Origin of the sequence: Aquabacterium sp., assembly GCF_034003525.1 — a bacterium.
Classification (GTDB): domain Bacteria; phylum Pseudomonadota; class Gammaproteobacteria; order Burkholderiales; family Burkholderiaceae_C; genus Aquabacterium.
Map to the genome: position 1 here is coordinate 79,693 of NZ_JAVEYN010000016.1, position 10,679 is coordinate 90,371.

9 protein-coding genes are annotated in these 10,679 nt (G+C 65.8%); 3 read left to right on the forward strand and 6 right to left on the reverse strand.

Annotated features, from left to right (window positions below; genetic code table 11):
- The first annotated feature begins 14 nt into the window (after window positions 1-14).
- Window positions 15-1,448 carry a methyl-accepting chemotaxis protein gene (locus RBT42_RS10880; RefSeq protein WP_320364992.1) on the forward strand — a complete coding sequence of 478 codons (1,434 nt, stop codon included), beginning with the start codon at window positions 15-17 and terminating at the stop codon, window positions 1,446-1,448.
- Window positions 1,449-1,521: 73 nt separating this feature from the next.
- On the opposite strand, the gene argF is transcribed toward RBT42_RS10880, so the two are convergent.
- Both argF and RBT42_RS10890 read right to left on the reverse strand, forming a co-directional pair.
- Complete coding sequence (gene argF, locus RBT42_RS10885; protein WP_320364994.1) at window positions 1,522-2,454, reverse strand: ornithine carbamoyltransferase; 933 nt, start codon at window positions 2,452-2,454, stop codon at window positions 1,522-1,524.
- A 2-nt stretch (window positions 2,455-2,456) separates the two neighbouring features.
- Window positions 2,457-3,656: an aspartate aminotransferase family protein gene (locus tag RBT42_RS10890; protein WP_320364996.1), complete on the reverse strand. Its 1,200-nt coding sequence runs from the start codon at window positions 3,654-3,656 to the stop codon at window positions 2,457-2,459.
- A gap of 338 nt (window positions 3,657-3,994) precedes the next feature.
- Between RBT42_RS10890 and RBT42_RS10895 the strand changes: the two genes are divergently transcribed.
- The gene (locus tag RBT42_RS10895) at window positions 3,995-4,366 is read left to right on the forward strand and encodes a DUF3579 domain-containing protein (RefSeq protein WP_320364998.1); all 372 of its coding nucleotides are present in this window, start codon (window positions 3,995-3,997) and stop codon (window positions 4,364-4,366) included.
- A gap of 63 nt (window positions 4,367-4,429) precedes the next feature.
- On the opposite strand, the gene RBT42_RS10900 is transcribed toward RBT42_RS10895, so the two are convergent.
- Window positions 4,430-6,226, reverse strand: a complete 1,797-nt coding sequence (locus RBT42_RS10900) for a methyl-accepting chemotaxis protein (RefSeq protein WP_320365000.1) — start codon at window positions 6,224-6,226, stop codon at window positions 4,430-4,432.
- Between the two features lie 247 nt (window positions 6,227-6,473).
- On the reverse strand, window positions 6,474-6,767 hold the full coding sequence (gene rpsT / locus RBT42_RS10905; protein ID WP_320365002.1) for a 30S ribosomal protein S20: 294 nt from the start codon (window positions 6,765-6,767) through the stop codon (window positions 6,474-6,476).
- Window positions 6,768-6,958: 191 nt separating this feature from the next.
- Here rpsT and murJ point away from each other — a divergent pair, with 191 nt between their 5' ends.
- On the forward strand, window positions 6,959-8,521 hold the full coding sequence (gene murJ / locus RBT42_RS10910) for a murein biosynthesis integral membrane protein MurJ (RefSeq protein ID WP_320365004.1): 1,563 nt from the start codon (window positions 6,959-6,961) through the stop codon (window positions 8,519-8,521).
- 19 nt (window positions 8,522-8,540) lie between these two features.
- Here the strand turns inward: murJ and radA are convergent, their stop codons facing one another.
- Window positions 8,541-9,914, reverse strand: coding sequence for a DNA repair protein RadA (gene radA, locus RBT42_RS10915; protein WP_320365006.1), 1,374 nt, complete (start codon window positions 9,912-9,914; stop codon window positions 8,541-8,543).
- Window positions 9,915-9,949: 35 nt separating this feature from the next.
- The gene (locus RBT42_RS10920; protein WP_320365012.1) at window positions 9,950-10,444 is read right to left on the reverse strand and encodes an acyl-CoA thioesterase; all 495 of its coding nucleotides are present in this window, start codon (window positions 10,442-10,444) and stop codon (window positions 9,950-9,952) included.
- Between the last annotated feature and the right edge of the window lie 235 nt (window positions 10,445-10,679).

Below are 10,679 nucleotides of genomic sequence, written 5' to 3' on the forward strand. Positions count from 1 at the left end.
ATAAAGGACAACTCATGCGCGCAGACCCCTCTCCAGGCTATCTTCTCCACCGCCACGACATCGTGGTGCTGTGGGGCATCGCCGCCGTGTTCGCCGGTGCCCTGGCCTACGGATGGGTCTACAACAACCTGATGCTGGGCCTGGTGCTCGGTCTGGTGTTCATGGGCCTGTCGCTGGGCGTGGCCGTCTGGTCCAAGGGCGGGGCCCTCAGCCGCGTGGCCTTGCCGGTACTGGGCATGACGATGGTCGGGCTGATGATCCACGTCGCCCGCGGCCACAGCGAGGCGCACTTTGCCGTCTTCGCCTTCCTGGCCTGCCTGGTGGTCTACCGCAGCAGCGTGGCGGTCATCGCGGGGGCTGTGGCCATCGCCATCCACCACCTGTCGTTCAACCAGTTCCAGACCTGGGGCTGGGGCCCCATGTGCTTCACCGAACCCAGCTTCATGCGGGTCGTGGAGCACGCCATCTACGTGGTCGTCGAATCGGTGGTGCTGGTGTTGCTGGCCCTGCGCGCCCGTGCCGACTTCGCCACCGCCGAGGAGCTGATGCGCATCGTCGAGCAGATCCAGGGCGACAACGGGACCATCAACCTCCACGCCTCCCACCTGGTGGTCAAAGGACGCGTCAGTCGCAAGCTGGTCGAGGCCCTGCAGCACATCGACACCGCGATCCAGCAGGTTCACCGCTCCTCGGGCGCCATCCGGCAGGCCAGCGGCGACATCGCGCACGGCAACCAGTTGCTGAGCAGCCGCACCGAAGACGCGGCCGCCAGCATCGCCCAAACCGCCGCCTCGGTGGAAGAGATTGCCTCCACCATCCGCGCCAGCGTGGACAACGCCCACCAGGCCAACCAGCTCGCGGGGCAGGCCTCCGATGTGGCCACCCGGGGCGGCGAGGCCGTGCACCGCGTGGTGGACACCATGTCCGGCATCCAGCAGTCCAGCCGCAAGATCACCGACATCATCGGCGTGATCGACGGCATCGCCTTCCAGACCAACATCCTGGCGCTGAACGCCGCCGTGGAGGCCGCGCGGGCCGGCGAGCAGGGCAGGGGTTTTGCCGTGGTGGCCAGCGAGGTGCGCAACCTGGCGCAGCGCAGCGCCGAAGCTGCCAAGGAGATCAAACAGCTCATCACCCGCAGCGTCGAGCAGGTGGACTCCGGCAGTGGCCTGGTCGGCAGCACCGGCGAGATCATCGGCGAGGTCGTCGAGCAGGTGCGTCGCGTCAGCACCCTGGTCAGCGAGATCACCGTCTCCAGCTCCGAGCAGAACGAGGGCATCGGCCAGATCAACCTGGCCATCAGCCGGCTCGATCAGACCACGCAGCAAAATGCCGCGATGGTGGAGCAGACGGCGGCCGCCGCCGAGCGCCTGCGCCAGCAATCCGACGAGCTCATCGCCGCCGTGTCGGTGTTCAACACCCCAGCCACGGCGTCCGGCCTTCGTTGACCGAAGCCCACGACACCATGCAAAAGGGACTCAGATTGGAGTCCCTTTTTCTTGAAGAAGCCAACAGTCTTGCTCAGCCAATGCGGCCCAGCAGCAGGTACTCCATGAGCGCCTTTTGCACATGCATGCGGTTCTCGGCCTCGTCCCACACGACCGACTGCGGCCCGTCGATCACCTCGGCCGTGACCTCCTCGCCACGGTGGGCAGGCAGGCAGTGCATGAACAACGCATTGGGCTTGGCCACCGCCATCATCTCGGTGTCCACGCACCAGTCGGCAAAGGCCTTCATGCGTGCCTCGTTCTCGGCCTCGTAGCCCATCGAGGTCCACACATCGGTGGTCACCAGATCGGCGCCACGGCAGGCGTCCATCGGGTCCTTGAAGACCTTGTAACAGTCGGTGGACTGGACGCCGGCCACGGCCGGATCGATCTCGTAGCCGCTGGGCGTGCTCACATGCACCGTGAAGCCCAGGATCTCGGCCGCCTGCAGCCAGGTGTTGGCCATGTTGTTGCCATCACCCACCCAGGCCACCACCTTGCCCTCGATCGAGCCGCGGTGCTCGATGTAGGTGAAGATGTCGGCCAGGATCTGGCAGGGGTGGTACTCATTGGTCAGGCCGTTGATCACCGGCACGCGCGAGTTGGCGGCAAACTTCACCAGCTTGGCCTGCTCGTAGGTGCGGATCATCACCAGGTCGACCATGCGCGAGATCACCTTGGCGCTGTCCTCGATGGGCTCGCTGCGGCCCAGTTGGCTGCCGTCGGTGGTCAGGTGCACCACCGAGCCGCCCATCTGGTACATGCCGGCCTCGAAGCTCACGCGCGTGCGGGTGGACGCCTTCTCGAAGATCATCGCCAGCGTGCGATCGGCCAGCGGGTTGTACTTCTCGTAGTTCTTGAAGCGCTTCTTGATGATGGCCGCGCGCTCGAACAGGTAGGCGTACTCTTGCGAGCGCAGGTCCTTGAACTGCAGGTAATGCTTGATCAGACTCAATCCGGGCTTCATGGTCATGCCACGCTTTCAGACAGGAATTGACGCACGATGGGCGCCAGGATGGCGACCAGATCGTCGGCTTGTGCGGTCGTGAAGATCAGGGGCGGCAGCAGGCGCACCACGGTGTCGGCGGTCACGCTCAGCAGCAGGCCGGCTTCCATCGCGCGCGTCAGGATCACGCCACAGGGGCGATCGAGCTCGATGCCGATCATCAGGCCCTCACCGCGGACCTCCTTGACGCCCTTGACGCCGCCCAGCTCGCGTTGCAGCGCCGCCATCAGGTGCTTGCCCACACGGTCGGCCTGGGCCAGCAGCTGTTCTTCTTCCATCACCTGGATGGTGGTGACACCTGCGCGCATCGCCAGCGGGTTGCCGCCGAAGGTCGTGCCGTGGTTGCCCGCCTGCAGCACATTGGCCGCCTTGGGGCCGCACACCACCGCGCCGATCGGCACGCCCGAGCCCAGGCCCTTGGCCAGCGGCATCACGTCCGGCTGGATACCGGCCCACTGGTGCGCGAACCACTTGCCAGTGCGGCCCATGCCGCACTGCACCTCGTCGAGCATCAGCAAGATGCCCTTCTCGTCGCACACGCGGCGGGCGGCCTGCAGGTAGTCCACGCGCGCCGGGCTGATGCCGCCTTCGCCCTGGATGGTTTCCATGAAGATGGCGGTCACATTCGGGTGGCTGGCGACAGCCGCTTCCAGGGCCGCGATGTCGTTGAACGGCACGCGCACAAAACCTTCCACCAGCGGCTCGAAGCCCGCGTGGATCTTGGGGTTGCCGGTGGCCGACAGCGTGGCGATCGAGCGACCGTGGAAGGCGCGTTCGCACACGATCACCTCGGCACGGTGGATGCCCTTGTCATGGCCGAACTTGCGGGCAATCTTCAGCGCGGCCTCATTGGCCTCCAGGCCCGAGTTGCAGAAGAAGGCATTGGTCAGCCCCGAGCGCTCCACCAGCAGGCGGGCCAGCTCTTCCTGCAGCGGCACCTGGTAGTAGTTGCAGCTGTGAATCATCTTGCTGACCTGATCCTGAAGCGCCGCCACCAGCTTGGGATGCTTGTGACCCAGGGTGTTGACCGCGATGCCCGACAGGCCATCCAGATAGCGTCGGCCCTCGGTGTCCCAGACGTAGGCGCCTTCGCCATGCGACAGGGCAATGGGCAGGCGGCCGTAAGTGGGCATCACATGGGGCATCGACACGGGGGCGTTCATGGCAGGAGTCTCACATCAGGAAAGAAAAATGGCGCAGCAGGCACTGCGCCAAAGGACATTCTATGTAAAAGGCGCCCGTTTGGACACGCGCGCCTGCGCCTGAGCCCCACTCGTCGGGTGCGGATTCTGCGTGGTGGGCTTGCGGCGGGGGCTCACCTCCACGACAATCACGTCCTGTCATGGACGGAAACACTGGTTTCGGACGTGTACTGTGACAAGGTGCGGAGCCCGCTTACCCGCAGGGCGCTCACCTTGTCGGTCGTGACTGCCAGACACAATCTGGGGGTCGCTTTTTTTTCTGTCAATTCACCCATTGAGCAGCCGTCGGAAGCGCCACCGTGTCGACGTACCCCCCTTCTTCCCCCCCCAAACCACCGCGCGAATTCTTCATTCAGGGCATCACCCAGAACGGCCGTCCCTTCCGTCCCAGTGACTGGGCCGAGCGCCTGGCCGGTGTGATGTCGGGCTTCCGCCCTGGCGGTGCCGCGCAAGGGCCCGGCGCCCACATCGGCTACTCTCCCTACTGTGTGCCCACCAGTCTGGGCAACATCAAGTGCGTGGTCGTCAACGAAGCCTTGCGCGCCCTGGAGCCCATGGCCTGGGACTTCGTGATGAACTTTGCCAAAGACAATGGCCTGCAGGTGGTCGAAGCCTGCCTGGTGAACCCCGAAACCGGCATCAGCCAGCCACCCGACAAAAAGCCCGCCTAGTGCGGGCTTTTTTGATGGCCGCTGCGCGGCAGCGCGGGGTGCCGTGGCGGGAGATGCCTCAGCTCAGAATGAGGTCCAGTCGTCGTCCGACGGCGCCGTGGGGCTGACCGGGCGAGCGGTGTCCTGAGCAGGCTGCGGGGTGAGGGCCGCGGGGGCTTTCGTCACCACCGGGGCAGCCGGGCGGGCACTGGCCGTCGGCCGGGCGCTGACCTGGGTCACGGGTTTGGCGGTCGCGGTGGCGGCCGAAGCCGAGCTCGGACGGGATGTGGCGCGCGCGGGGGTGGCCAGGGTGGCGCTCTGAGCGCCCCCGGTCACCTTGAAGGCCGCGACCGTCTGCACCAGGTCCTGGGCCTGGCTGCGCAGGCTGCTGGCAGCTGCGGCCATCTGCTCCACCATCGCGGCGTTCTGCTGCGTGGTCTGATCCAGTTGCATGACGGCCTCACCCACTTGCGAGACCCCGGCACTCTGCTCGGTGGACGCCGCACTGATCTCGGCCACGATGTCGGAGACGCGGCGGATGCTGGTGACGATCTCGTTCATGGTCGCGCCGGCGCGGTCCACCTGACCTGTGCCCTGTTCCACGCGTGACACGCTGTCCGTGATCAGGTGCTTGATTTCCTTGGCCGCCTCGGAGCTGCGCTGCGCCAAGTTGCGCACTTCGCCAGCCACCACGGCAAAGCCACGGCCCTGCTCGCCCGCCCGGGCGGCTTCCACGGCGGCGTTCAAGGCCAGGATGTTGGTCTGGAAAGCGATGCCGTCGATCACATTGATGATCTCGGCGATCTGGCGCGAGCTTTCGCTGATGCCCTTCATGGTCTCGACCACCTGGCCGACGACCTCGCCACCCTGAATCGCCACGCTGGACGCATTGTTGGCCAGCTGGTTGGCCTGTCGGGCGTTGTCGGCGTTTTGCTGCACGGTCGAGCTCAGTTGCTCCATCGAGGCGGCGGTCTCCTCCAGGGCGCTCGCCTGGCTTTCGGTGCGCGAGCTCAGGTCCTGGTTGCCTTGTGCAATCTCGGTGGACGCGGTGGACACCGACTCGGCACCCTGGCGCACGCGCAGCACCACATCGCTGAGCGAGGCCTGCATGGCAACCAGTTCGCGCAGCAGTTCGGCAATCTCGTCATTCCCGAGTACCTGGATGCGGTGGGTCAGGTCACCCGTGGCCACCGCATGGGCCGCCGCTTTGGCCTCTTTCAGCGAGTTGCGGATGCCTTGCTGCAGCAACCAGCCCAGCAGGGATGCCGCCGCAAGACCCAGCACGATCGCGCCGATGGACAGTGCGCGGTCCAACTTGTAGGAGGCGGTGGCCGCCTGGTACTCCTCCGCCGCGATCCGGTTCTGCAGTTCCATCAACTCGTTGATGACCTTCTGAAAGGCCGGGGCTTGCGGGCTGATTCGCCCTTCGTACATGCCACTACCGCTGGAGAGGTCACGCGTGGCCAGGATCTTCGCGGTGGGCAGCAGAGCCTCGGCGGTGTAGGCCAGCCCCAGCTTCTCCATGTCGGCGGCCAACTGGGTTTCCTCCGGCGTCATCCTGGTGGCCTTGTAGGCCTTCCAGATCGCGAGGATCTGTTCCTGGTTTTTTTGTACTTCGCTGTGGCGCTTGTCCAGGTGGGCCTGATCACCTTCCCGGCCGAGGGTGAGCATCATGTCCATCACCAGGATGCGGTTGCGGTTGGCCAGGTAGTTGATGTCTCCCAGTTGCTTGAGGGGCACCGCGCGGTCTTCATAGATCGAGCGCATGCGATCGTTCGATTGGCTCATGCCATACAGCCCGAGCAGGCCGACGAAAAGGAGCAAGGCAGCCAAGACACTCAGCATCAGTAGGATGCGGGTGGAGATTTTGAGTTGGTTCATGAACGTCCGGTCAGGGTGAGGCGAACAACAAGGTGGCGGGTCGATGTCATCGGCCGGGCGAACAACTGCGCAGCGATGACGGAGACGGGTGACAAACTACATCAGCTTCTGTGAGTGTGCGTCGTGACGTCGGTCCGGCATGTGCAATTTGCCGCATCAAATGAGCACTGTTTGGCACAAAGCAAAACGCCCGATGCAAGCATCGGGCGTTGTGGTCTGACCGCGGTCAGCGTGGTGCAAGCCTGGATCAGGCAGCCATGGCCTTGACCTTGGCCGACAGACGGCTCTTGTAACGAGCAGCCTTGTTCTTGTGGAAGATGCGCTTGTCGGCGATCGAGTCGATCACGCTTTGGGCGCTCTTGAAGGCTTCGGAAGCCTTGGCCTTGTCGCCGGTGGCCACAGCCTTCAGCACGCTCTTGACGGCGGTGCGGAACTTGGAGCGCAGCGAGGTGTTGGCGGCGTTCAGCTTGACGTCCTGGCGAGCGCGCTTGCGGCCCGAGGCGATGCGAACGGTCTTCTTGGCTTTGGATGCAGATGCCATGATTTGCTGGCCCTGTAGATGCCTGGCCGTTGCGCTGCGCACAAACCGAGTGTCAGTTTGCTGGCCCGCTTCACGCCAATTCGCACCCCACGAGGGCAAAGTTGGTTGGAAAGCCGAACATCATAACAGAGTCCGTGTGATCCGTCCAATCTCGGGGGCGGGCAAGAGACGTGCCTTTCTATAATGCGGCGATGAGTCTGCTCAAATCCGCGTCCATCGTTTCCCTGCTGACCCTGGCGTCACGCATCACCGGTCTGGTTCGGGAGCTGCTGATCGCGGCGGCCTTCGGGGCCAGCGCCACCACCGACGCCTTCAACGTGGCGTTCCGCATTCCCAACCTGCTGCGCCGCCTGTTTGCCGAAGGGGCGTTTTCGCAGGCCTTCGTGCCCATCCTGGCCGAAAGCCGCACCCAGAAGGGCGACCAGGCCACCCATGATCTGGTCAATGCCGTGGGCACGGTGCTGTTTGGCGCCTTGCTGATCACCTGCGTGCTGGGCGTGGTCGGGGCACCGGTGCTGGTCTGGGTCATGGCCTCGGGCCTGAAAGAAAGCGGCGGTTTCGATGCCGCCGTGGTCATGACGCGCTGGATGTTTCCCTACATCGGCTTCATGTCCCTGGTGGCCTTGAGCGCGGGCATCCTCAACACCTGGAGCCGCTTTGCCGTCCCGGCCGCGACGCCGGTGCTGCTCAACCTGTCCACCATCGGCGCGGCCGTGTTTGTGGCGCCGCTGTTCGAGCGCCACGGCATTGAGCCGGTGTATGCGCTGGCCGTGGGCGTGATGGTGGGTGGCTTGCTGCAGCTGGGCGTGCAGGTGCCGGCCTTGCTCAAGATCGGCATGGTGCCGCGCATCGGCTTGAGCCCGGGGGCATGGCGGCGCGCCTGGGGGCATCCGGGCGTGAAGCGGGTGCTGCGCCAGATGGCCCCGGCCATCCTGGGGGTGTCGGTGGCGCAGATTTCGCTGCTGATCAACACCCAGATCGCTTCGCACCTGGGCGCCGGTTCGGTGTCTTGGCTCACCTATGCCGACCGCCTGATGGAGTTCCCCACGGCCATGCTGGGCGTCGCGCTCGGCGTGGTGCTGCTGCCGCAGCTGTCGCGCGCACAGGCGGCGGGCGATGCGGCACGTTTTTCGGACATGCTCGACTGGGGTCTGCGCCTGGTGGTCTTGCTGGCGCTGCCGGCGGCCATGGGGCTGCTGCTGTTTGCCGAGCCGCTCGTGGCCGTGCTCTATCACTACGGTCGTTTCACCCCGCATGACGTGCAGCAGACCGTGCTGGCGCTGTCGTGCTACGGCGTGGGCCTGCTGGGCCTGATCGGTGTGAAGGTGCTGGCCCCCGGCTTCTACGCCACGCAAGACATCAAGACGCCGGTGCGCATCGGCATCATCGTGCTGGTGATCACGCAGTGTTTCAACGCGGTGTTCGTGCCGTTTTTGAGTCACGCCGGCCTAGCCTTGTCGATCGGCCTGGGTTCGCTGGTCAACGCCACCTGGTTGCTGATCGGGCTGCGTCGCTCGGGGCGCTATCAGCCCTCACCGGGCTGGTGGCTGTTTGCCCTGCGGGTGGGCGTGGCTTCGGCCATCCTGGGCGTCGGCTTGTGGTTGGCGGTGCAGCACATCGACTGGGTGGGCCTGCGGGCGCAGCCGATGCTGCGCATCGGCGCGCTGGCTGCCTGCCTGGTGGGCGCGGCGGTGGTGTACTTCGGCGCGCTGGCGCTGTCGGGCCTGAACCTGCGCAAGGCCATCCGGCGCTGAACGACGGCGGGCGCCGGCCTCAGAGCAGCGAGCGCACCAGGCTGATCGCTTCTTCCACCCGCTCGACCGGGTGGATCGTCAGCCCTTCAATGGGTTTCTTGGGCGCGTTGGCCTTGGGCACCACCGCGATGCTGAAGCCCAGCTTGGCGGCTTCCTTGAGTCGCTCCTGGCCGCGGGGCGCCGGGCGCACCTCACCGGCCAGGCCCACCTCGCCAAACGCCAGGAAGCCCTTGGGCAGGGGCTTGCCACGCAGGCTGCTCTGGATTGCGAGCAACACCGCCAAGTCGGCGGCTGGTTCGCTGATGCGCACCCCGCCCACGGCGTTGACGAACACATCCTGGTCCGAGCAGGCCATGCCCGCATGGCGGTGCAACACAGCCAGCAGCATCGCCAGGCGGTCGCGCTCCAGCCCCACGCTCAGGCGGCGCGGGCTGGGCCCGCCCGCGTCCACCAGGGCCTGGATCTCGACCAGCAGCGGGCGCGTGCCCTCCAGTGTCACCAGCACGCAGGAGCCCGGCACCGGCTCGCTGTGCGTGGACAGGAAGATGGCGCTCGGGTTGGTCACGCCCTTGAGCCCCTTGTCGGTCATGGCGAACACGCCAATCTCGTTGACAGCGCCAAAGCGGTTCTTGATGGCGCGGATCAGGCGGAAGCTGCTGTGCGTGTCGCCCTCGAAGTAGAGCACCGTGTCCACGATGTGCTCCAGCACGCGCGGGCCGGCGATGGCGCCTTCCTTGGTCACGTGGCCCACCAGCACGGTGGTGCAGCCGCTGGCCTTGGCGACGCGTGTCAGGTGGGCGGCGCACTCGCGCACCTGGGCCACTGAGCCCGGCGCCGAGGTGAGTTGGTCGGAGTAGAGGGTCTGGATCGAGTCGATCACGCAGAAGGACGGCTTTTCGGCGTCCATCGTCGCGATGATGTTCTCCAGCTGGATCTCGGCCTGTACCCGTACCTGCGAGCCGTCCAGGCCCAGGCGATGGGCGCGAAGCGCCACCTGGGCGCCGCTTTCTTCGCCGGTCACGTACAGCACCGGCATCTGGCGCGACAGGGCGTCGAGTGCCTGCAGCAGCAAGGTCGACTTGCCGATGCCCGGATCGCCGCCGATCAGCACCACACCGCCCGAGACGATGCCCCCGCCCAGCACCCGGTCCAGCTCTTCCAGACCGGTGGGCGTGCGTGCCACGTCGGCCGCTTCGATCTGCGACAGGGTGGTGACCGGTTGCGCCGCGTTCAGGCCGCGCGAGAGCGCCTGCATCCGGTTCTTGCCGGCAGCGGGCTCGGCGCGGGTCTCTTCGAGGGTGTTCCAGGCGTTGCAGTGCGGGCACTTGCCCAGCCACTTGGGGCTGACGCCCCCGCATTCGCTGCAGGTGTAGACGGTTTTCTCTTTGGCCATGTCCCTATTGTCAGGGACGCCAGCGAGCCGCGTTTTCAGCTCGCGGCGACTTCGCCCGACTGGATGGCCTTGAAGCGCTGCTCCAGCTCCTGGCGCAGCTGACGGCGCAGCTTGGCCGCCTTGAAGCGGCGCTCTTCTTCTGGCGTGGACGGGGTCAATTGCATCACGGGTGTGGGCTTGGCGTGCTCGTCCACGGCCACCATCGTGAAGAAGCAGCTGTTGGCGTGGCGCACCACCTGGGTGCGGATGTTCTCGGCGATCACCTTGATGCCGATCTCCATCGACGAGGTGCCGGTGTAGTTCACCGAGGCCAGGAAGGTCACCAGCTCACCCACGTGGATGGGCTGACGGAAGGTCACCTGGTCCACCGACAAGGTGACCACGTAGGAGCCGGCATAGCGGCTGGCGCAGGCATAGGCCACCTGGTCGAGCAGCTTGAGGATGGTGCCGCCATGCACATTGCCGGAGAAGTTGGCCATGTCGGGCGTCATGAGCACGGTCATGCGCAGTTGGTGGCGTTGGTGTTCGATGTCCATGTGGGGTTCCGATTCGGCCCGCGCGCTGACAGGGCGGCGGCGCCGAAAGTGGTGAAGCAAGAAGGGTGCGCGGAGCGCGGTGCTCAGTGTGCCAAATGCGAGAGAAAGCCGCTCGATCGATGCAGATCACCCCTGATGGGGCTGCAGGACTTCCACCGGCACGCGCGGCGACAGGGCGCACATCAACTCGTAGCCGATCGTGCCGCAGTGCTGCGCCACCTCGTCGATC